The organism is Micromonospora arida (assembly GCF_042873195.1).
GTDB classification, from domain to species: Bacteria; Actinomycetota; Actinomycetes; order Mycobacteriales; family Micromonosporaceae; genus Micromonospora; species Micromonospora arida.
Map to the genome: position 1 here is coordinate 844145 of NZ_JBIALC010000001.1, position 21232 is coordinate 865376.

At 71.5% G+C, this 21232-nt stretch carries 19 protein-coding genes; 14 read left to right on the forward strand and 5 right to left on the reverse strand.

Annotated elements, in window-relative coordinates; translation table 11 throughout:
* The first annotated feature begins 125 nt into the window (after window positions 1-125).
* From ACFYP0_RS04095 to ACFYP0_RS04125, 7 genes are all read left to right on the forward strand, one after another.
* Window positions 126-1262, forward strand: a complete 1137-nt coding sequence (locus ACFYP0_RS04095; RefSeq protein ID WP_356975291.1) for a CaiB/BaiF CoA transferase family protein — start codon at window positions 126-128, stop codon at window positions 1260-1262.
* The gene (locus ACFYP0_RS04100; protein WP_355497670.1) at window positions 1247-2017 is read left to right on the forward strand and encodes a citryl-CoA lyase; all 771 of its coding nucleotides are present in this window, start codon (window positions 1247-1249) and stop codon (window positions 2015-2017) included. Before ACFYP0_RS04095 ends, ACFYP0_RS04100 begins: the two co-directional genes overlap by 16 nt.
* A 30-nt stretch (window positions 2018-2047) precedes the next feature.
* On the forward strand, window positions 2048-2914 hold the full coding sequence (locus ACFYP0_RS04105) for a DODA-type extradiol aromatic ring-opening family dioxygenase (protein ID WP_124854874.1): 867 nt from the start codon (window positions 2048-2050) through the stop codon (window positions 2912-2914).
* Entirely contained in the window at window positions 2911-3273 is a 363-nt protein-coding gene (locus ACFYP0_RS04110) for a hypothetical protein (RefSeq protein WP_112672887.1), read from the forward strand. Before ACFYP0_RS04105 ends, ACFYP0_RS04110 begins: the two co-directional genes overlap by 4 nt.
* A complete protein-coding gene (locus ACFYP0_RS04115; protein ID WP_386994268.1) occupies window positions 3270-4235 on the forward strand; it encodes a quinone oxidoreductase family protein in 966 nt (321 codons plus the stop codon). The genes ACFYP0_RS04110 and ACFYP0_RS04115 overlap by 4 nt, the downstream gene beginning before the upstream one ends.
* A gap of 83 nt (window positions 4236-4318) precedes the next feature.
* On the forward strand, window positions 4319-5743 hold the full coding sequence (locus tag ACFYP0_RS04120) for an aldehyde dehydrogenase family protein (protein ID WP_386994270.1): 1425 nt from the start codon (window positions 4319-4321) through the stop codon (window positions 5741-5743).
* Between the two features lie 501 nt (window positions 5744-6244).
* On the forward strand, window positions 6245-7078 hold the full coding sequence (locus tag ACFYP0_RS04125) for a helix-turn-helix transcriptional regulator (RefSeq protein WP_355500165.1): 834 nt from the start codon (window positions 6245-6247) through the stop codon (window positions 7076-7078).
* 6 nt (window positions 7079-7084) lie between these two features.
* Here ACFYP0_RS04125 and ACFYP0_RS04130 read toward each other — a convergent pair whose 3' ends face one another.
* Window positions 7085-7888, reverse strand: coding sequence for a helix-turn-helix transcriptional regulator (locus ACFYP0_RS04130; protein WP_355500168.1), 804 nt, complete (start codon window positions 7886-7888; stop codon window positions 7085-7087).
* Between the two features lie 50 nt (window positions 7889-7938).
* Here ACFYP0_RS04130 and ACFYP0_RS04135 point away from each other — a divergent pair, with 50 nt between their 5' ends.
* From ACFYP0_RS04135 to ACFYP0_RS04145, 3 genes are all read left to right on the forward strand, one after another.
* Window positions 7939-8361 (forward strand): DUF2000 domain-containing protein, encoded by a 423-nt coding sequence (locus ACFYP0_RS04135; RefSeq protein WP_355500171.1) that lies wholly within the window; start codon window positions 7939-7941, stop codon window positions 8359-8361.
* A 146-nt stretch (window positions 8362-8507) separates the two neighbouring features.
* The gene (locus ACFYP0_RS04140) at window positions 8508-9422 is read left to right on the forward strand and encodes a ricin-type beta-trefoil lectin domain protein (RefSeq protein WP_386994273.1); all 915 of its coding nucleotides are present in this window, start codon (window positions 8508-8510) and stop codon (window positions 9420-9422) included.
* A gap of 405 nt (window positions 9423-9827) precedes the next feature.
* On the forward strand, window positions 9828-9953 hold the full coding sequence (locus tag ACFYP0_RS04145; protein WP_386994275.1) for a hypothetical protein: 126 nt from the start codon (window positions 9828-9830) through the stop codon (window positions 9951-9953).
* A gap of 52 nt (window positions 9954-10005) precedes the next feature.
* On the opposite strand, the gene ACFYP0_RS04150 is transcribed toward ACFYP0_RS04145, so the two are convergent.
* Both ACFYP0_RS04150 and ACFYP0_RS04155 read right to left on the reverse strand, forming a co-directional pair.
* The gene (locus ACFYP0_RS04150) at window positions 10006-12537 is read right to left on the reverse strand and encodes an FtsX-like permease family protein (RefSeq protein ID WP_386994277.1); all 2532 of its coding nucleotides are present in this window, start codon (window positions 12535-12537) and stop codon (window positions 10006-10008) included.
* A complete protein-coding gene (locus ACFYP0_RS04155) occupies window positions 12534-13292 on the reverse strand; it encodes an ABC transporter ATP-binding protein (RefSeq protein WP_124861580.1) in 759 nt (252 codons plus the stop codon). The genes ACFYP0_RS04150 and ACFYP0_RS04155 overlap by 4 nt, the downstream gene beginning before the upstream one ends.
* Window positions 13293-13438: 146 nt before the next feature.
* On the opposite strand from ACFYP0_RS04155, the gene ACFYP0_RS04160 reads away from it, so the two are divergent.
* From ACFYP0_RS04160 to sthA, 4 genes are all read left to right on the forward strand, one after another.
* Window positions 13439-14641, forward strand: a complete 1203-nt coding sequence (locus ACFYP0_RS04160) for a sensor histidine kinase (protein ID WP_355500177.1) — start codon at window positions 13439-13441, stop codon at window positions 14639-14641.
* Complete coding sequence (locus ACFYP0_RS04165) at window positions 14638-15276, forward strand: response regulator (RefSeq protein ID WP_386994280.1); 639 nt, start codon at window positions 14638-14640, stop codon at window positions 15274-15276. Before ACFYP0_RS04160 ends, ACFYP0_RS04165 begins: the two co-directional genes overlap by 4 nt.
* 309 nt (window positions 15277-15585) lie before the next feature.
* Window positions 15586-16608, forward strand: coding sequence for a fibronectin type III domain-containing protein (locus ACFYP0_RS04170; RefSeq protein ID WP_386994282.1), 1023 nt, complete (start codon window positions 15586-15588; stop codon window positions 16606-16608).
* A gap of 53 nt (window positions 16609-16661) precedes the next feature.
* Window positions 16662-18065, forward strand: coding sequence for a Si-specific NAD(P)(+) transhydrogenase (gene sthA, locus ACFYP0_RS04175; RefSeq protein WP_124861569.1), 1404 nt, complete (start codon window positions 16662-16664; stop codon window positions 18063-18065).
* 278 nt (window positions 18066-18343) lie between these two features.
* Here sthA and ACFYP0_RS04180 read toward each other — a convergent pair whose 3' ends face one another.
* Window positions 18344-19726, reverse strand: coding sequence for an endo-1,4-beta-xylanase (locus ACFYP0_RS04180; RefSeq protein WP_386994284.1), 1383 nt, complete (start codon window positions 19724-19726; stop codon window positions 18344-18346).
* A 40-nt stretch (window positions 19727-19766) separates the two neighbouring features.
* Complete coding sequence (locus tag ACFYP0_RS04185) at window positions 19767-21107, reverse strand: extracellular catalytic domain type 1 short-chain-length polyhydroxyalkanoate depolymerase (RefSeq protein WP_355500190.1); 1341 nt, start codon at window positions 21105-21107, stop codon at window positions 19767-19769.
* Window positions 21108-21232: the final 125 nt, after the last annotated feature.

The window sequence follows — 21232 nt, forward strand, 5'->3', positions numbered from 1 at the left end:
AAGTGTGGTCCCGGTCACGATTGGTGTCAAGAGGGTGGCCCTGCTCGATGAGCGCACCGTTGACACGCACCGTGCGGTATCGCAAGCTGGTCCGGCGGACAGGTGTCCGCAGAACGGGCGGAAACATGGTGCAGCATTCGACAGGCCCACTGGCCGGCCTGCTCGTCGCGGACTTCTCCCGGATCCTCGCCGGGCCGTACGCGACGATGCTCCTGGCCGACCTGGGCGCCCAGGTGATCAAAGTGGAGGGCCCCGGTGGTGACGACACCCGCACCTGGATGCCACCCACCCGCGACGAGGTCTCGACGTACTACCTCGGCATCAACCGCAACAAGCGGTCGGTCGCCCTGGACCTCAAGAAACCCGACGACCTGGCCGCCGCGCAGGAGTTGGCCCGCCGCGCCGACGTGCTGATCGAGAACTTCCGGCCCGGTGGCCTCGCCCGGTTCGGCCTCGACTACGACACGGTCACCGCGACCAACGACAAGATCGTGTACGCGAGCATCAGCGGCTTCGGCACCGGTGCCGGTAAGGACTTTCCCGGCTACGACCTGATGGTGCAGGCCATCTCGGGCCTGATGAGCCTCACCGGCGACCCGGACGGTTCGCCGTACCGGGCCGGCATCTCCGTCTTCGACGTGATGGCCGGGCTGCACGCCAGCATCGGCATCCTCGCCGCGCTGCACCACCGTGGCGAGACCGGACGAGGCCAGCACGTCGAGGTCAACCTGCTCAGCTCGGCGCTGTCCGGGTTGGTCAACCACTCCAGCGGCTACGTCGCCGGCGGCACCGTCCCGTTCCGGATGGGCAACGCGCACCCCAGCCTCTTCCCGTACGAGCCACTGCCCACCGCCGACGGCGAGCTGATCGTCATCGCCGGTAACGACGGGCAGTTCCGCAAGCTCTGCCAGGTGCTCGACCTGCCCGACCTGCCCGACGACCCGCGTTTCGGCCGCAACCAGGACCGCACGGCCAACCGGGAACAACTGCGGCCCCTGCTGGTCGAACGCCTCGCCAAGCGGACCAAGGACGAGTGGTTCCGGGACCTGCTCGCCGCCGGCATCCCGTGCGCGCCGATCAACACCATCGACGGTGGTGTGGCGCTCGCCGAGGAGTTGGGGCTCGACCCGGTCGTCACCGTCGGAGACGTGCCCGGCGTCCGCAACCCCATCATCTTCTCCGACACCCCGGCCCGGTACGAGCTGCCGCCGCCGGGGCTCGACGAACACGGCGAGGAGATCCGCGCGTGGCTGAAGAACTGAGCTTCCCCACCGGGATCGGCACCTCCGACCCGACCACCATCTCTCTGCTCGGTCAGGACCTGGCCGCCGACCTGATGGGCGCTGTGGGCTTCGGCGAGCTGGCGTACTGGCTGGTCGCCGGCCGCCGTCCCACCCCGGGCGAGGTACGGGTCTTCGAGGCGGTGCTGGTGGCCCTCGCCGACCACGGCTTCACCCCGACGGCGATCGCCGCCCGACTGACGTACCTGTCCGCGCCCGAGTCGTTGCAGGGCGCGCTCGCCGCCGGCCTACTCGGCGGCGGCTCCCGCTTCCTGGGTGTCACCGAAGACTGTGGACGCTTCCTCGCCGACACGCTCGCCCAGGCCGGCGAGGTGACCGACTACGACGCGGTGGCGCTCGACGCGGTCACGCGGGCCAAACAGGAACGCCGGCTGGTCCCCGGGCTCGGGCACCCCGTGCACAAGGAGCAGGACCCGCGCACCCCCGTGCTGATCAAGATCGCCACCGAGGAAGGTCTGCACGGCCCGCACCTGCGGCTGTTCGAGGCGATCGGACGCGTACACCCCCAGGTGCTCGGCCGCACCCTGCCGCTCAACGGCGCCGGAGTCTGCGGGGCGGCCCTCGCCGACCTCGGGCTCCCGGTCGAGATGTTGCGCGGTTTCGCCCTGCTGGCCCGCGCGGCGGGGCTGCTCGGGCACCTCGCCGAGGAGCGACGACGGCCGCTCGGGATGGACATCTACCGCACCGTCGACCGCAACGCCGTCTACGAGCCCTGATCTCCTCTTCCACCCCCGAAAGGAGCGGGAATGGCCTCCATCGTCGCGGTCATCGCCTCCACCCACCACCCCTTCTACTACCGGGCCAGCACCGCCACGGGTGAGGATCGGCCACCGTTCGCCGACGAGTGGACCCGCAAGATCCTGGCGTTCCGGGAGACGTTGACCCGAGCCCGACCCGACGTGCTGGTGATGGTCGGCTCCGACCACTTCCACCAGCTCTGGCTGGACAACATGCCGCAGTTCCTGGTCGGCAAGGCACCCCACTACGACGCCAACTGGTACAACGAGGAGCGCGAGTTCGGGCTGCCCCGGATGCTGCTCAAGGGCCAGGAGGACCTGTCCGGGCACATCCTGCGGGCCGGCCTCGACGCCGGCTTCGACCTCGCCTTCAGCAACGAGCTGCGCATCGACCACAGCATCACCTGCCCGATCATCACGCTGCGGCCCGAGGCCGACCTGCCGATCGTGCCGATCTACACCAACATCTTCGCGCCGCCGCTGCCGCAGCCGAAGCGCTTCGTCCAGCTCGGCCAGAGCATCCGCGACATCGTCGAGTCGTGGCCGTCGCACCTGCGGGTGGCCGTCATCGGCACCGGCCACCTCTCGCTGGAGCTGGGCGGCCCCCGGCAGTTCGGCCCGCACGGCCCGGACCCGGAGTTCGACCAGCGGGCCGTCGAGTGGATCGCCAACGGCGACCTGGACGAGTGCCTGCGCGAGGTCACCCTGGACAGCCTGCACTCACCGGGCAACGCCACCCACGGCTTCATGGACTTCATGCTGATGATGGGCGTGGCCGGTGCCGGCGTGAAGGCCGACTACGTGGACACCCTCGATCTGTTCCACACCATGGAGGCGTACTTCACCTGGTACCCGAACGGAGCGCCGACGGCATGAGCAAGTACCTGCTGAACAAGTTCCTCTTCATGGTCGACCGGGACCCGGAGCTGGTCGAGCGCTACCGCAGCGAGCCGCGTGAGCTGGTCGCCTGGTGGGAGGCCGAGTGCGCCAACACCGTGCTGAACTGCCACACCGGCGAGGCGAGCACCTGGCTGCGTTTCGACGACGTGGAGCGCGAGGCGTTGGCCACCCACGACCACGTGAAGCTCTTCGAGCTGGGCGCGCACCCGTTCCTCACCCTGACCCTCTTCATCGCCCTCTTCGAGCGGGACAACACCGAGCCGCTGGAATATCAGAAGTCCTACGGCGCGCGACTGGCCCACTTCTCGATGCCCTACCCGGACATCGCGACGTGATCCGCGCGGCCCTGCTCACCACCTGCGGCACGCCGCCGACGATCGCCGATCGGCCGGCGCCCGTACCGGCCGACGGTGCGGTGGCGGTCACCGTCGAGGCCGTGCCGATCACCCCGCTGGACGTTCTCTGCGCCAGCGGCACCAGCTACTTCGGACCGCCGAGCACCCCGTACGTGCCGGGTGTGCAGGGGGTCGGTCGGCTCGCCGACGGCACCCCGGTCTGGTTCGGCACGTCGGCCGGGATGCGCTCCGGCGTCGACGGCAGCATGGCGACCACGGTCACCGTGCCCACCGTCGACGTGGTGACGCTGCCGGCTGGCGTACCGCTGACCCTGCTCGCGGCTCTCGGTCTCTCCGCGGTCGCCGCGCACGCGGCGCTGACCCACGCCGGCGGCCTGGCGGCCGGCGAACAGGTCATCGTGCTCGGCGCAGGGGGTGTGGTCGGTCAGGCCGCCGTCCAGCTCGCCCTGCTCGGCGGCGCCCGCCGGGTCATCGCCGTGGCCCGGTCGGCCGCCGCACGGGCCCGCGCCGAGGAACTCGGCGCCGCCGTGACGGTCCCGCTGCTCCCCGACGACGATGTCGCGTCGATGGCCGACCGGCTGCGCCACGCCACCGACGGGCCGGTCGACCTCGTCCTCGACCCGGTCTTCGGTGTCCCGGCCGCGGCGGCGCTGCGGGTGCTGCGCCCGGGTGGGCGACTGGTCAACCTGGGCAGCGCGGCCGGCGCGACCGCGCCCATCGAGTCCGCGGTGCTGCGCAGCGGCACGCTGCGGATGATCGGCTACACCAACAACGGGTTGTCGACCGCCGAGCGGGCCGCGGCGCTGACCGTGGTGGCCGGGCACGCGGCGGCCGGCCGGCTCACCGTCGACCACGAGATCGTGCCGTTCGACGCCATCGCGGACGCCTGGGCCCGGCAGGACGCGGGCACCACCGCCGGCCGGATCGTCCTCGCGCTCTGAGGGGCCGAACCCCAGCCAGGGATCGCGGAACCCTGGATAAACCGCACCTGGTTGGGGTTCGGCAGCGGTGCGACGGTCGGTCCATGACACCTTCCACCTACACCGTCGCCGGCCACTGGATCGGTGGCGCGACCGTCACCGGCTCCGCCGACACCCTTCCCGTCGTCAACCCGGCCACCGGCGAGGTCGTCGCCGAGACCCCGGCCGGCACCGCCGCCGACGTCGACCGCGCCGTCGTCGCCGCCCGAGCCGCCTTCCCTGGCTGGTCGGCGACCACCCCGCAGCACCGGGCGGACGTGCTGCGCCGCCTCGGCGCCGGCCTGGCTGCCCGCACGGAGGAGATCGCCCAGGCGATCACCGCCGAGATGGGCTCTCCGATCGGTATGTCCAGGACCGCCCAGGTCGCGTTCCCGGCCGCGGTGGTCGAGTCCATCGCCGGCCTGGCCGACGACTTCGCCTGGACCGAGGAGGTCGGCAACTCGCTGATCGTCCGCGAGCCGATCGGCGTGGTCGGCGCGATCACGCCGTGGAACTTCCCGCTCCAGCAGATCGTCTCCAAGCTGGCGCCGGCCCTGCTCGCCGGCAACACGATGGTCTTCAAGCCGTCCGAGAACGCCCCGCTGACCGCGCGCATCCTCGCCGAGGTCGCCGCCGAGGCCGGCGTACCGGCGGGTGTGTTCAACGTCGTCTACGGCACCGGCGCGACCGTCGGCGAGGCGATCTCCGCACACCCGGACATCGACATGATCTCCTTTACCGGCTCCACCCGGGCGGGGCAGCGGATCTCCGCGGTGGCCGCGGCGACCGTCAAGCGGGTCGCGCTGGAGCTGGGCGGCAAGGGCGCGAACATCATCCTCGACGACGCCGACCTGCCCGCCGCGGTCGAGCGGGGTCTCATGATGGCGTTCAGCAACGGTGGTCAGGTCTGCGGCGCGTGGCCGCGGATGCTGGTGCCCGCCTCCCGCCAGGACGAGGTCGTGGCGTTGGCCGTCGAGGCCGCGAAGCAGTACACCGTCGGCGACCCGGGCGACGAGGCCACCCGGATCGGCCCGATGGCGTCCGAGACCCACCGGCAGAAGGTCGTCGGCTACATCGAGCGGGGCATCACCGACGGCGCCCGGCTCGTGTTCGGCGGCCCGCAGCGACCCGAGGGGCTGCCCGTCGGGGCCTACGTCCAGCCGACGATCTTCGCCGACGTCGACCCGACCTCCGCGATCGCTCAGGAGGAGATCTTCGGCCCGGTGCTGACGATCATTCCCTACGCCGACGAGGACGAGGCCGTGGCCATCGCCAACGGCACCCTGTACGGCCTGACCAGCGGCGTCTTCGGTGAGCCGGAGCACGCGCTGGCGATCGCCCGGCGGCTGCGCGTGGGCCAGGTCGACGTGAACGCCGGCCACTGGAACCCGCTCGCCCCGTTCGGCGGCTACAAACACTCCGGCAACGGCCGCGAGTTCGGCCGCTTCGGGCTGGAGGAGTTCCTGGAGACAAAGTCCATCCAGCGCTGACCGCCCCCAACGGCCCCGACCACACCTGTCGGTCGAGATCGGTCCCGCACGTCTCGCTCCGCCCTGCCCTGTCCTGCCCTGCCCTGCCCTGCCCCAAGATCGCGCTGGATCGTGGATGTAGTGGCCTCGATCGCCCCGCACACCACTACAACCAGGATCTAGTGCGATCTTGGGCGCAGGGCGCAGGGCGCAGGGCGCAGAGCGCGGGGCGCGGGGCGCGGGGCGCGGGGCGCGGGGCGCGGGGCGCGGGGCGCGGGGCGCGGGGCGCGGGGCGCGGGGCGCGGGGCGCGGGGCGAGGGGCGCAAGGGCGGGAGTGCGCAGGGCGGGAGTGCGCAGGGCGGGAGTGCGCAGGGCGGGAGTGCGCAGGGCGGGAGTGCGCAGGGCGGGAGTGCGCAGGGCGGGAGTGCGATCTTGGGGTGGGGGTGGAACACCGGGGCGGGGCTGGTCTGTTGCACTCGATGTGCTGGTCCGTTCGCCGGCACCCACCGATCGGAGACACCCGTGGACCGCGCCCAACTCGCGACCTTCCTGCGTACCCGGCGGGAGGCCCTGCAGCCCGAGGACGTGGGGTTGCCCCGGGGACCCCGTCGGCGCACCGGAGGGCTGCGGCGTGAGGAAGTCGCCACGTTGAGCGGGATGTCCACCGACTACTACAGCCGGTTGGAGCAGCAGCGCGGGCCGCACCCCTCGGAGCAGATGCTCGCCGCCCTGGCCCGGGGCCTGCGGCTCTCGCTCGCCGAACGTGACCACCTGTTCCAGCTCGCCGGTCACGCCGTTCCGCGCCGCTCGGTGCGGGCCGACCACGTGAACCCGGGAATGATGCGCATCCTCGACCGGATGCACGACACCCCGGCCCAGGTGGTGAACCACCTCGGCGAGACCCTGGCGCAGACCGCGCCGGCCGTCGCCCTGCTCGGTGACGAGACCCGGTTCACCGGGTTGGCGCGCAGCGCGCACCACCGCTGGTTCACCGACCCGACGGCGCGGCAGTTGCACCCGGCGCAGGATCACCAGACACAGAGTCGCCTGCTCGTGGCGCACCTGCACGCGGCGTACACCCGCGACGGGCGCGGCTCACGGGCCGCCGCGCTCGTCGACGACCTGCTGGCCAGGAGCCCGGAGTTCGCGCAGCTCTGGCGGGAGCACCCGGTGCCCGCCGGCTACTGCCCGCCCAAGCACTTCGTGCACCCGGAGGTCGGGGCGTTGGAGCTGCACTGCCAGACGCTTGTGGATCCCGACCAGTCACAGACACTGTTGGTCTTCACCGCCGTACCCGGGTCGCCGAGCGACGAGAAGCTGCGCCTGCTCGCGGTCATCGGCGGCCAGCTCGTCTGAACGCGATCAGCTCGGGCGGGGGTAGCGGGCTGGGCTGACCCCCAGGTAGCGCCGAAAGTGGCGGGTCAGGTGCGCCTGGTCGAAGAACCCGGCCGCGACGGCGGTCTCGACGGGCCGCTGCCCGGCGAGGAGCAGGCGACGGGCCAGCTCGACCCGACGGCCGGTCAGGTACGTGTGCGGAGGCACGCCGTGCGCCTGAGTGAACGCCCGGACCAGGTGGGTCGGGTGGGCGTGCAGCAGCTGCGCGGCCTCCCCCAGCGTGATGCCCTCGACGGTCCGGGCGTCCAGCAGCTCCCGTAGTCGCACCGCGAGGCCACGTCCTGAAGGCTGGCCACCTGCCGGGGAGCGCTGGCGGAGCTGGCGGCGCAGCCGGTCCAGGATGAACGCGAGCCGGCTCTCGGCCTCGAACTCGTCGCCGGGTGTGGCGAGCACCTGGTGCAGGTGGTGGACCCGGTCGCGCAGCCGCGGATCGGCCAGGTCCGGCTCGTCGACGGCCCGCCCGACCAGCTCGGCGTCGAGCGCCGAGGTGTCGAGGTACAGGACCCGCTTGCGGAAGCCGTCGGGTGTGGCGGATCTGCCGTCGTGCGGCACGTACGGCGGCAGGAGGGTCACCGACGTGCGCAGCGCACCGTGCCGGTGCCGGTCCAGGTCGAAGCGGACCGCGCCGTCGTCGACGATCAACAGCGTCCACACCTCGTGGATGTGCCGGGGGTAGGCGTGATTGACGAAATGGGCGTGGAAGACTTCGGCGACCCCGGCTACCGCGGGTCGCCACGCGCTGACGTGCGAGCCCGCCGGGCGGGTGGCCACGCTAAGAACGTACAAGACCGGTAGCCGTCGGGGCGGGCAGGCTCGACGCCATGACCGAACCGATCCGCTTTCCCACCAAGATCGCCGTGCTGCTCCGCAACGACCTGGCGAGCTGGCAACGGCTGAACGTCACGGCTTTCCTGGTCAGCGGCATCGCGAGCACGCTGCCGGAGCTGGTGGGCGAGGAGTACCGCGACGCGGACGGCACCGGCTACCTGCCGATGTTCGGTCAGCCGGTGCTGGTCTTCGCCGGGGACCGGGCGACGTTGGTCGGCGCGCACTCGCGCGGCCTCGCTCGTGGCCTGCGGCTGGCGATCTTCACCTCCGAGCTGTTCGCCACCGGCAACGACCGGGACAACCGCGCCGCCGTCAAGGCGGTCGGGCGGGAGAAGCTCGATCTGGTGGGCCTGGCGTTGCACGCGCCGCGCAACGTGGTGGACAAGGTCCTCAAGGGTGCGTCCATGCACCCGTAACGGCGCCCCGCCACCCCCGCATCAGACTGATCTCCGCGCTCGCCGCGGCCCTGCTCGCCGTACCGACCGGTCTGGTCGTCGGCGCATCGCCCGCCGAGGCGGCCGCGACGGGCACCATCACCGGGTACGGCGGCAAGTGCGTCGACGTGTCCGCGGCGAACCCGGCAAACAGCACACCGGTGCAGCTCTTCACCTGCAACGGCTCCACCGCGCAACAGTGGACGGTGGCCGACGACGGCACGATCCGGGCGCTGGGCAAGTGCCTGGACATCGCCGCCGCCAGCACCGCCAACGGCGCCCGGGTGCAGATCTACGACTGCAACGGCACCTGGGCGCAGCAGTGGTCGCCCAACGCCGGGCAGCTGGTCAACCCGACCTCGGGCAAGTGCCTCGACGCGACCGGTTCCAACTCGGCGGACGGCACCCCGCTGCAGATCTGGAGCTGCACCGCAGCCGCCAACCAGAGCTGGGCGCTGCCCACCGGCGGCGGCACCACACCACCGCCCTCGGGTGGTTTCACCCACCCCGGCGTGCTGGTCAGCCGAGGCCAGCTCGACTTCGTCCGCGGCCGGGTGCAGGCCGGCGCGCAGCCGTGGGCGGCGGCTTACAACCAGATGATGAGCAGCCGGTACGCCTCCCTGTCGCGTACCCCGGCGCCTCGTTCGGTGGTCGAGTGTGGTTCCTACTCCAACCCGAACAACGGCTGCACCGACGAGCGGGAGGACGCGATCGCGGCGTACACCGACGCGCTCGCCTGGTACGTCACCGGGGACGCCCGGTACGCGCAGAAGTCGATCCAGATCATGGACGCGTGGTCGGCCACCATCACCGCGCACACCGGCAGCAACGCCCCCCCTGCAGACCGGCTGGGCCGCCTCGGTCTGGCCCCGAGCGGCCGAGATCATCAAGTACACGTACACGAGTTGGCCCAACGCCAACCGCTTCGCCACCATGCTGCGCAACGTCTACCTGCCGATGGTGCGCAACGGCTCGAACAGCAACGGCAACTGGGAACTGACCATGATGGAGGCCAGCGTCGGCATCGCGGTGTTCCTCGATGACCGGGCCGTGTACGACGCCGCGACCACCCGCTTCCTCAACCGCGCCCGGGCCTTCGTCTACCTGCCCAGCGACGGCGCGTTGCCGTACACGATGCCCGGCAGCGGCCTGGACACCAGCGCGGAGATCATCAGCTACTGGCAGGGCCAGTCCACCTTCGTCGCCGGCCTCGCCCAGGAACCTGCCGCGACTTCGTCCACACCGGGTACGGGATCTCCGCCATCTCGCACGTCGCGGAGACCTCCCGGATCCAGGGACGGGACCTGTACCCGCAGGTCGGTGAGCGGCTGCGCCAGGCGCTGGGCTTCCACTCGCGCTACCAGCTCGGCGAGGCGCCACCCTCCTGGCTCTGCGGTGGCAGCCTCACCCGGGGCCTCGGGCCGATCACCGAGGTCGGCTTCAACGCGATGAGCACCCGGTTGGGCAACGTCATGACCAACACCCAGGCCCTCACGCTGCAACAACGTCCGGCCGGGACCAACAACCTCGTCGTCGCCTGGGAGACGCTGACCCACGCCAACAACCCCAACTGACCAGGCCGTCGTGGGGTGGCGCCGAAGGCGCGGCGCCACCCCACGACGGTGCTCAGTTGTCGGCCCCCAGTGCCACCACCGGGCTGACCCGCGACGCCCGACGGGCCGGCAGCACCCCGGCCAGCGCGGTCAGCCCGACCAGCACCACGAAGAGCCCGGCCAGTGGCAGCAGCGGCGCGGTCATCGGTGCCTCGATTCCGAGGGTCTGGACCGCCAACCAGGCGTACGGAATGCCGAGCACCAGGCCGATGGCCGCGCCGATCACCCCGTACAGGCCGGACTCGACGGTCAGCATGATGCGCAGTCCGGTCCGGGACAGCCCGATCGCCCGGAGCAACCCGGACTCGCGTACCCGCTCCACCACCGACAGCGCGGTCGTGGAGCCCACGCCGACCACCGCGATCAGCACGGTCAGGCTGACCAGACCGACAGCGATCCAGACCAGCGTGCGCACCAACGCGTCGTTGCGGTCCCGTTCGTCGGCGAGCACCGCCAGACCCACCCCGTCGCTGCCCCCGATCGCCTGCCGCAGCGCCCGCACGCCGGCGGTGCGACCGTCCTCGCCGGCACCGGCCGCGTCGGCCAGCAGACCGGTGTACGCGGCCGGCACACCGAGCCGGTCCAGGTCGCCCGGATCGGCGAGGATGCCCGCGTGCAGCGGCCCGTCACCGGGCAGGACCGCGGCCACCCGCACGTCGACAGTGCCGGTGGCGACGGCGAGCGTGACCGTGTCGCCGGCCCGCAGGCCCGCGTCCCGCGCGACCCAGCTGTTGAGCACGATCCGGCCGGGGCCACGGTCGGTCAGGCTGCCCTGGGCCACGTCCAGGTCGCCGGTGCTCGGCAACGCGGCCAGGTCCAGGTCGCTGGTCGGGTAGCCGGACTCGCCGTCGCCGAGCTTGTCGGCCCCACGCAGCAGCCGGGCGTCGTCGACCATCCGGTACGGCACCACCCGGGCCAGCGCGCCGTCGGCCGCCTCGGCCCGGCTCACCACGGCCGGCGGGAGCGTCCCACCGTTGCTGGTGACCTCGAAGTCGGACGGGGCCGAGAGCGCCATCTCGCGGTCGGTGAGGATCTGCAACGACGCGCCGCCGATGACCACCCCGGAAATCAGGGTCACGCCGAGGGCGACCACGACGGAGACCGCGGCGGCGCGGCGCGGCGTCCCGCCGATCCCGCCGACCGACATCCGCCCGAGCGGCCCGAGTTGGCGCAGCGGCCAACCCACCACTGCCAGCACCGGGCGCACCAGCAGCGGACCGAGGGCCACCAGCGCGAAGAACGCCAACGCGCCGGACCCGACCAGCAGGAGCAGCGGCATCGACGGGTCGTAGTCCGCCTGCTCCGGCTTCGGCAACTGGCTGATCGTCCCGACCGCCGCCAGGACCGCGCCGCCGGCCAGGAGCAGCCCGAACACCAGACGCGACACCCCTATGCCGCGCCGGCCGGCGGTGACGCTCGCCGCCCGCAGCGCCTCCAGCGGGGAGACCCGGGCAGCGGACAGCGCCGGCGCCAGTACGGCCAGCACGGTGATCACGACGGCACCGATCACCACAGCGACCGCCGCCGCCAGCGGCAGGCCCGGCGAGGAGACATCGTGGCCGGTGGCGCGCAGGATCGCCGGCAGCGCGTACCCGAGGGTGAGGGCGCCGGCGACCCCGACGACGCCGGCGACCAGCCCGGTCAGGGCTCCCTCGGCGGTCAGGGCCCCCACCAGGGTGGCCCGACTCGCGCCGACCGCCCGCAGCAGCGCGAGCTGCCGCATCCGCTGGGCGAAGACGATGCGGAAGGTCGAGGTGACCACCAACGCCGCCGCGACGACCGCGATGGAGACGAACATGCCGACCAGGATGAAGAGTCTCCCGACCTGCTCGGCCGCCGCCTGGGCCTCGGCCTCGCGCACCTCGGCGCCGGACCGGATCGGCTGGCCGGCGACCGCCGCTGTCACCCCTTGGCGGACCGCGTCGGTCGACGCGCCGAGGGCCACGCGCACGTCGACGCGCTCCACCGTCGTCAGGCGCGCCCAGGCGATCACGGCGCTGTCCGGGGCGTACGCATCGTAGCCGGCGTCGGCGCTGGTCTCCACCACGCCGGTCACGGTGAGGGGGGCGGGTGTGGTGAGTTCACCGCCGGTGCCGCTGGCGGTGGTGCCCACCGAGAGCCCGAGCCGTTCGACGGTGCGCGGCGTGATCGCGATCTCGCCGGGCTGGTCCGGGTAGCTGCCCTCGATCACCCGGACCGTGGTCAGCGGGCCGGTGCCCGGATCGGACTGGAGGTTGAGGTACCCCTCTCCGATGGAGACCCCGGTCGCCACCCGGGCCACCGCCTCGGCCACCCCGGGCACGGCCCGGACCTGCCGCACGTCGGTCACTGTGGGTGGCGGCACATCAACGCTGCCGATCACCAGGTCGGTGACGGCCGGGGTGCCGCTGAGGTTGTCCCGCACGGTCCGTTCGGTGATCTGTTGCACCAGCACGGTGCCGAAGACGACGAACGACGCGACCAGGATCGCCAGGCCGGTCAGGATCAGCCGGCCGGGCCGCCGGGCCGCGGCGGTCGTCTGGGTACGCAGCACTGTCGCCCTCATCGGCGGGCCGCCAGGTCACGCAGGGCGTCGGTGACCGACACCTGGTTCGGCTTGTCGATCTCGCCGGCCAATCGCCCGTCGGCGAGCAGCACCACCCGGTCGGCGTACGCGGCGGCGATCGGGTCATGGGTGACCATGACGACGGTCTGGCCGAGATCGCGTACCGAGTCGCGCAGGATGGTGAGCACCTCCGCGCCGGAGCGGGAGTCGAGGTTGCCGGTCGGCTCGTCGGCGAAGACCACCTCGGGCCGTGCCACCAGCGCCCGGGCCAGCGCCACCCGCTGCTGCTGGCCACCGGACAGCTCGCTGGGCCGGTGGTTCAGGCGGTCGCCGAGGCCCAGCACCCGCACCAGGTGCGCGAGGAGCTCGGCGTCGGGCTGCCGACCGGCGAGGTCCAGCGGCAGCGTGATGTTCTGCGCGGCGGTGAGCTGCGGCAGCAGGTTGAAGGACTGGAAGACGAACCCGATCCGCTCCCGGCGTACCCGGGTCAGCGTCCGGTCCGACTGGCCGGTCAGCTGCGTGCCCCCGAGCAGGACGCGACCGGAGGTGGCCGTGTCGAGGCCGGCGAGGCAGTGCATCAGGGTCGACTTGCCGGACCCGGACGAGCCCATGATCGCGGTGAACTCGGCCCGGCCGAAGCCGACCGAGACCCCGTCCAGGGCACGGACGGCGGTGTCGCCGCTGCCGTACACCTTCACCAGGTCGACCGCGGCGACCGCGGCGTGGCTGGTCTCCGGCGGGGCGTGGGTTGTCATCGTTCCTCCAGTGGCTGCGTGGTGACCCGGAAAGCGTCGCCGCCACCGGCGGCTGCGCGCATCGGCCCGGGGCCGGGTATCGCCGGTGCCGGGTCTGCCTTTTGGCCGATCCACCACCTCCACCTGGCTGGCTACGCTGGGTCACCATGAGCACGCCGGATCTTCGACGTCTGTGGGTACGCCTGGCCCAAGCGGCCGGGCTGGTGGCCTTCGGCCTGCTCGCGCTCTTCGACTTTGCGGCCAGCACGGCGGATGACTCCGGCATCGGTACCCTCCTGCTCCTGCTGGTGCCGATGGGGTTGGCGTTGGCGACGGTCCCGCTGTGGCTGCCGGTGCACCGGCTGGGCTCCCGCCGGCTGCCGCTGGCCGCGCTGGCACTCGCCACCGCTTCACTGGCCGTGACCGCAGGGGTGGTGCTCCTCTCCGGAGGCGGCGGCATCCTGCTCGCCCGCACCTGGGGGCTCGCCGAGTCGGCCGGGCTGATCGGGGTGGTCTTCGTGGTGGCCCGCTGGGGCGCGCCGCGGCTCGCCCCGTGGGCCGCGGTGGCCGCCGGGCTCGCCGTCGCCGCGATGCCGCTGCGCGTCGGCACCGAGAGCCTGCTGGTGATCTTCGGCCTGCTCCAGGTGCTCGCCGCGGCCGGCGCCGCCGGGGTGGGTCTCTACCTGCGCATCGTGGCCGCCGGCCGGGAGCGGGCCATCGCGCTGGTCCGGGCCGAACAGCGCGCCGAGTTCGCCCGGGACCTGCACGACTTCATCGCCCACCACGTCACCGGCATCGTGGTGCAGGCACAGGGCGCCCGGTTCGTCGCCGAGCAGGACCCGCAACGGGTGATCGTCGCCCTGGAGCAGATCGAGCGGGCCGGCGCGGAGACGATGGCCTCGATGCGGCGGATGGTCGGCATCCTGCGCAACCCGGACGCCCCGCCGGACGCGCCGCTGGCCCCGCTGGCCGGGGTGACCGAGCTGGAGCCGCTGCTGATCGGGTTCAACGGCGCGGCGAACGCGCCCGCACGACTGCACGTCGACGGCGACCTGAACGGACTGCCGGTGGAGGTGTCCACGTCGGCGTACCGGGTGGTGATGGAGGGGCTGACCAACACCCGCCAGCACGCGCCGGACGCGCGGTCCGTGGACGTTGCGGTGCGGCGTACCCCGGACTGGTTGCTGGTCCGGGTCGCCGACGACGGCGCGTCGCCGCGCACCGCGCCGGCCCGGGGGCACGGCTTCGGTCTGATCGGCCTCACCGAGCGGGTACGTGCCCTCGGCGGCACGATCACCGCCGGGCCCGGCGTTGCCGGTGGCTGGGTGCTCGACGCGGCGTTCCCGCTGCACGCGGCGGTGGCCCGGTGATCCGGGTGCTGATCGCCGATGACCAGGCCATGGTCCGGACCGGCTTCGGCATGATCATTGGCGCCCAGTCGGACATGGAGGTGGTCGGCGAGGCCGCCGACGGCGTCCAGGCCGTCGAACTGGCCCGACGGCTACGCCCGGACGTGGTGCTGCTGGACATCCGGATGCCCCGCCTCGACGGGCTTGAGGCACTGCGGCTGCTCGCGGGGCCGGGCGTCGCCGACCCGACCCGGGTGGTCGTCGTGACGACCTTCGACCTCGACGAGTACGTGCACACCGCGCTCTCCAACGGCGCGTGCGGCTTCCTGCTCAAGGACTCCGGCCCGGCCCTGCTGGTGGAGGCGGTCCGCGCGGCCGTGACCGGCGACGCGCTGATCAGCCCTTCGATCACGGTACGGCTGTTGGAGCACCTCAACTCGCCGGCTCCGGCGCGCGACGACGGTGGCCTGTCGCCACGGGAACTCGACGTCGTGAAGCTCGTCGCCCGTGGCCTGACCAACGCCGAGATCGCCACCCAGCTCTTCATCGCCGTGGGCACGGTCAAGACCCACCTGGCGAGCGTGCAGATGAAGCTCAAGGCCCGCAACCGGGTCGAGATCGCCGCCTGGGCCTGGGAACGCCGCCTCGTCGGCTAGGTCGGGCTCGGGTGGGCGGCGGCTCGCGGGTGGCGGCTGGCGGGTGGCGGCTCGCGGGTGGGTTGGTGTCTTGTTCGATGCCTTTGGAGCTGATGTCGTCAACGAATCAGCGCACGGGCGGTCACCGATGTCGTAGACGATTCAGCTCCAAAGGCGACGACCTGCACACCATCCACCAGCCGCGGGGGGCGATTCCGGGCGCCGAGTCGGCGTCCGAGTCCGGCGGGGCAACCTGCCGCACCACAGTGCCCTAGTATTGACGGCGATGGATTGATGAAAGCGGTGGGCGACCGGAGGCGGGGATTCATCGTGCGTGATCGTCGAAGTCGAGCAATCCGGTCGAAGGCAGCCCCGCTGGCCGCGTACGCGCTGGCGGTGACCCTGGTCGCGGCGGGCGCGACCCCGGCGTACGCCGCGGTGGACACCGAACGGCCCACCGCGCCCGGCCCGATCACTGTCGTCGCCATCGACACCACCTCGGTCGAGCTGACCTGGGCGGCCTCGACCGACAACGTGGGCGTGGTCCGCTACCCGGTCGGCGCGCAGTTCGAGGATTCCGGCGCCCAGTATTCGACCGACACCAACAGCATCCGGATCACCAACCTGCGGCCGTCGCGCACGTACACCTTCTCGGTGTGGGCGCTGGACGCGGCCGGCAACAGCTCAGTGTCCAACCCGACCCTGCGGCTGACCATGCCACCGGGGGACGACCAACCGCCGAGCGCGCCGGGCCAACCGGTGGCGTACGACGTCGCCGCCACGGTGGTCGGGCTGCGGTGGGCGCACTCGGTGGAGAACGTCGCGCTCGACCGGTACGAGGTGTTCCGGGTCGACGCCGGCGGCACCCTCACCCGGGTCCGCGAGGTGTACCAGTACCCGCCCGTGAACAGTGCACAGATCAGCGGGTTGGCGCCGAACACCACGTACACCTTCGTGGTGCGGGCCCGCGACGAGGTCGGACACCTGTCCCCACTGTCCGCACCGGTCACCGTGACCACCCTGCCGCCGCCGCCGAGCTGCGCGGTCCGGTCCGTCGTGCGGCAGTGGCCGGACGGCTTCGTGGCCCACCTCGTCGTCGAGAACACCGGCTCCACGATCATCGACGGCTGGACGATGACGTGGCGGTTCTGGGCCAGCCAGCAGGTGCAGGGCATCTGGGGCGCGAAGGTCGTCGACCGGCTCAACAACAGCTACCTGCGGGTGAGCAACACCGGTCGCAACGCGGTGGTCCCGCCCGGTGGCACGGTGTCGCTTGGCCTCGTCGCCACCGGCACGCAACTGCCGGAGGAGATCACGCTGAACGGCGGCCTCTGCACGGTGGCAGACGAATAACGCTCGACTCCGGGGTCTGGCGCCGGCCGCGACATCTTGCGACGCTAACGCCTGTGTATGACTACGACCTGTTGGTGCTGGGCTCCGGACCCAGCGGTCAGAAGGCCGCGATCGCCGCCGCCAAGCTCGGCAGGCGGGTCGGCATCGTGGACCGCCGCGACATGATCGGTGGGGTGTGCATCAACACCGGCACGGTCCCCTCCAAGACGCTGCGCGAGGCCGTGCTCTACCTGACCGGCCTGAGTCAGCGGGACCTGTACGGCAGCAGCTACCGGGTCAAGGAAGAGATCACGGTCAGCGACCTGGCGGCCCGGACCCAGCACGTGATCACCAGGCAGACCGACGTCATCCGCAATCAACTGGCCCGCAACCGGGTCGCGATGATCACCGGCACCGGGCGTTTCGCCGACGCGCACTCGATCTGGGTCGACGGCGGCTCCGGCCGCGAGTCCAAGGTGACGTTCGACAAGATCGTCATCGCCGCGGGCACCCGCCCGGCCCGCCCGGACAGCGTCGACTTCGACGACCGGACGATCGTGGACTCCGACGGCGTCATCAACCTTCAGGCCGTACCCCGCAGCATGGTCGTGGTCGGCGCCGGCGTGATCGGCATGGAGTACGCCTCGATGTTCGCCGCCCTGGGCACGAAGGTGACGGTGGTCGAACGCCGCGAGCGGATGTTGGATTTCTGCGACGACGAGGTCGTCGAGTCACTCAAGTACCACCTGCGCGACCTGTCCGTGGCGTTCCGCTTCGGCGAGGAGGTCGCCGCCGTGGAGAAGCACCAGACGGCGGCGCTGTGCATCCTCAAGAGCGGCAAGAAGATCGTCGCCGACACGGTGATGTACTCGGCCGGGCGGCAGGGTCAGACCGACGACCTGGCGTTGGAGGCCGCAGGGCTGGAGGCGGACCGACGCGGCCGGATCGCTGTCGACGCCAACTACCGCACGCCGGTCGACAACATCTACGCGGTCGGCGACGTGATCGGCTTTCCCGCGCTCGCGTCGACGTCGATGGAGCAGGGCCGGCTGGCCGCGCAGCACGCCTGTGGCGAGCCGATCCGGGAGATGCACGGCCTGCAACCGATCGGCATCTACACGATCCCGGAGATCAGCTTCGTCGGGCAGACCGAGGCGCAGCTCACCGAAAGCTCGACACCGTTCGAGGTGGGCATCGCCCGGTACCGCGAGTTGGCCCGGGGTCAGATCGTGGGCGACTCGTACGGGATGCTGAAGTTGCTCGTCTCCCCCGACGACGGCCGACTGCTCGGGGTGCACGTGTTCGGCACCGCCGCCACCGAGATCGTCCACATCGGTCAGGCGGTGATGGGCTGTGGCGGCACGATCGACTACCTGGTCGACGCGGTGTTCAACTACCCGACGCTGGCCGAGGCGTACAAGGTCGCCGCCCTGGACGCGTCCAACAAGATCCGCAACATCATCCGCATCGACGGCTAGCCACCACCCCCGACCTCCACCAGCTCCGCCAACCGCTGCGCGCCCGGACGGACCGGATCCTCGTCGTCGTCCCGATGTTCCTCGTCGCCGCCCAGGCTTGACACCCGAAAACGCGACCGCCGTCAAGCCGCTGCCCACCCCACTACCGCCTCTCCTGGTGATCAAGAGGTTTCCGTCATCCGATCTGGCGTGTCGTGACGCAAACCTCTTGATCAACGAGGGCAGGAGAGGGTGGGGCCGGTGCGGGGCCCTGCCCCCCGCACCGGCCGGTGGGTGCGTCAGCCTGCGGAGCAGGTGGGGCTCAGGCTGCCGGCGGTACCGTTGGCCTGGAACCCGAACTCGGTGGACTGCCCGGCGCCGACCTGACCGTTGTAGGCGACGTTGGTCCAGTTCGTCGTGCCGGTGTTACCACTGCGGTTGGCGCTCCAGGCGTTGGTGACAGTGGCACCGGACGGCAGTCCGATCGACACCGTCCACCCGTTGAGCGCCGACGAGCCCGCGGTCACCCGTACGTTCGCCACGAAGCCACCGGTCCACTGGTTCACCGACACCGTGGCGGTGCAGCCACCCGTGCCCGGCGGCGGCGTGGTGGGCGGGTCGGTGGGCGGGTCGGTCGGCGGATCCGTGGGCGGGTCCGTGGGCGTGGTGCCGTTGTTCAGCGCGGCGAGAACCGCGTCGTACGCGGGCTTCTTCGAGCCGTTGCTGTTGAACAGCAGCGGGGTCTGCGAAGCCCGCCAGGAGTCACTGTCGCGGATGCCCCACACCGTGATGCCGTTGCAGCGGGCCACGGCCAGGCAGTCCTCGACGACGCTGCGGTAGGTGCTCGCCGAAGCGCCCTGGATGTCCAACTCGGTGATCTGCACGTCCACACCGAGCGCCGCGAAGCTCGACAGCGTGGTGCGGTAGTTGCTCACGTACGGCGAGTCGTTGTTGAAGTGCGACTGGAAGCCCACGCAGTCGATCGGCACGCCACGGGCCTTGAAGTCGCGCACCATGTTGTAGACGCCCTGGGTCTTGGCGTGCGTCCAGTTGTCGGTGTTGTAGTCGTTGTAGCAGAGCTTCGCGCCCGGATCCGCGGCACGCGCCGCGCGGAACGCCGCTTCGATCCAGTCGTTGCCGGTGCGTTGGAGGTTGGAGTCGCGACGGCCTCCGGAGCTGCCGTCGGCGAACGCCTCGTTCACCACGTCCCACGCCACGACCTGACCGCGGAAGTGGGTGGCCACCTGCGTGACGTGGTTGAGCATCGCCTGCCGCAGCGCACTGCCGCTCATGCTCTCCATCCAGCCGGGCTGCTGCGAATGCCACGCCAGGGTGTGACCCCGCACGCTCATGCCCCGACTGCGCGCGTGGTTGACGATCTGGTCCGCCGCCCCGTAGCTGAACTGATTCTGCTGCGGCTCGGTGGCGTTCATCTTCATTTCGTTCTCGGCGGTCACCATGTTGAACTCACGGTTCAAAATCGTGGTGTACGCACTGTCGGAGAGCTTGAATCCGGCCACCGCCGTGCCGAAGTACCGACCCTTCTCGGCGGCGGACGCACCGAGCGTCGTCCCGGCGGAGGCGGGTGCCGTCGCGAACAGCGCCATGCCGGCGGCGAGGGCGCCCGCGCCGGCCAGCGCAAGCGCGGCTCTCGATGCCGCCTTCCATCTCGTACTTCTCATCGTGTGGCTCCTTCTGAGGGTGGTGGGGTGGGAAGGGAAATCAGGACACCGAACAGGCGGCACCGTTGAGGGCGAACGACGTGGGCTTGCCGGTGCCGCCCTCGTGGGTGGCCTGGAAGCCGATCTCGACCGACGCGTTCGGGGCGATGGTGCCGTTGTAGGAGACGTTGCGGGCGGTCACCGCACCGCTCGCCGGGGCGTACTGGGCGTTCCAGCCGCTGGTGATGCGCTGTCCGCTGGGCAGCGTGAACGTCAGCGCCCAGCCGTTCACGGCGGTGGCACCGGTGTTGGTGATGGCCACGCTCGCGGTGAGACCGCTGTTCCAGGCGTTGACCGTGTAGCCGACCCGGCAGGCGCCCTCGGTCGGCGGCGGCGTGGTCGGGGGCGGAGTGGTCGGCGGCGGAGTCGTTGGCGGCGGGGTCGTCGGCGGCGGAGTCGTCGGGGGCGGGGTGGTGGGCGGCGCGGTGCCGTCCAGTCCGAAGAAGCGGATCACCTGCGCGGCGTCGACCGGCAGGTTGTGCGTGACACCCTGCATGCTGATCGCCTCGACCGGCGCCATCGGGCCGCTGCTGCCGTACCGGGTGCGGGTGTAGCCGGACTGCGGCGAGTCGGTGTACGTCGGGGTCTGGCTCAGGCCGTGCACGTTGGTCCACTGCTTGACCTGCTCACCGAAGTTCGGGTAGCGCAGCGTCTCGTCGTTGGTGCCGTGCCAGATCTGCATCCGGGGTCGCTGGCCGGTGTATCCGGGGTACGCCTCCCGGACGAGGTCACCCCACTGCTGCGCGGTCCGGATGAGTTGCCCGTTGGCGCACTGGCTGTTCCACTCCGAGGTGCCGCCGGTGGCGAAGCAGGCGAACGGCACCCCGGCGAACGACGCGCCCGCCGCGAAGACGTCCGGGTAGACGCCCAGCATGACGTTGGTCATCATCGCGCCGGATGAGGTGCCGGTGGCGAAGATCCGCGCGGGGTCGGCGGAGTAACGCTGCTTCACGTAGTCGACCATGGACATCAGCCCGACCGGGTCGCTGCCGCCGCCACGGCGTAACGCCTGCGGCGAGTAGACGTCCCAGCACTTGCTGCTGCGGGTGGCCGACGGGTAGATCACGATGAACCCGTACCGGTCCGCGAGGGAGGCGTACTGGGTGCCCGAGTGGAACGCGGGGCCCGTCCCGGTGCAGTAGTGCATGGCCAGGAGGATCGCCGGTCGGGTCGCCACCCGGTCCGGGACGTACAGGTGCATTTGCAGGTTGGTGGGGTTGGTGCCGAAGTTGGTCACCTGCGTGAGCGTCGCCGCCGACGCGGGAGTGGCGAACGTCAACGCGGCGGCGGCCAGTGTCACGGCCGCCATGACGACGCCAAGCATTCTCGTCTTCAGTGTCATCGTCGCGATCCCTTACGAAAAAGGCGCGTGGAAGGGGACTTAAGTCGAGGACTGCCCTTCGCCCGACCTTGACCGCGGCTCGCGTGACCATGTCAGCTTCGATCGAGCACACTCGATTGTCAAGA

Excerpts from the sequence above, each read along its gene's own strand:
- ACFYP0_RS04110 (WP_112672887.1), top strand. The coding sequence starts at position 2,911 with ATGAGCAAGTACCTGCTGAACAAGTTCCTCTTCATGGTCGACCGGGAC.
- ACFYP0_RS04180 (WP_386994284.1), bottom strand. The coding sequence starts at position 19,726 with ATGAGAAGTACGAGATGGAAGGCGGCATCGAGAGCCGCGCTTGCGCTG.
- ACFYP0_RS04160 (WP_355500177.1), top strand. The coding sequence starts at position 13,439 with ATGAGCACGCCGGATCTTCGACGTCTGTGGGTACGCCTGGCCCAAGCG.
- ACFYP0_RS04095 (WP_356975291.1), top strand. The coding sequence starts at position 126 with ATGGTGCAGCATTCGACAGGCCCACTGGCCGGCCTGCTCGTCGCGGAC.
- ACFYP0_RS04135 (WP_355500171.1), top strand. The coding sequence starts at position 7,939 with ATGACCGAACCGATCCGCTTTCCCACCAAGATCGCCGTGCTGCTCCGC.
- ACFYP0_RS04185 (WP_355500190.1), bottom strand. The coding sequence starts at position 21,107 with ATGACACTGAAGACGAGAATGCTTGGCGTCGTCATGGCGGCCGTGACA.
- ACFYP0_RS04150 (WP_386994277.1), bottom strand. The coding sequence starts at position 12,537 with ATGAGGGCGACAGTGCTGCGTACCCAGACGACCGCCGCGGCCCGGCGG.
- ACFYP0_RS04120 (WP_386994270.1), top strand. The coding sequence starts at position 4,319 with ATGACACCTTCCACCTACACCGTCGCCGGCCACTGGATCGGTGGCGCG.
- ACFYP0_RS04155 (WP_124861580.1), bottom strand. The coding sequence starts at position 13,292 with ATGACAACCCACGCCCCGCCGGAGACCAGCCACGCCGCGGTCGCCGCG.
- ACFYP0_RS04145 (WP_386994275.1), top strand. The coding sequence starts at position 9,828 with ATGAGCACCCGGTTGGGCAACGTCATGACCAACACCCAGGCCCTCACG.
- ACFYP0_RS04105 (WP_124854874.1), top strand. The coding sequence starts at position 2,048 with ATGGCCTCCATCGTCGCGGTCATCGCCTCCACCCACCACCCCTTCTAC.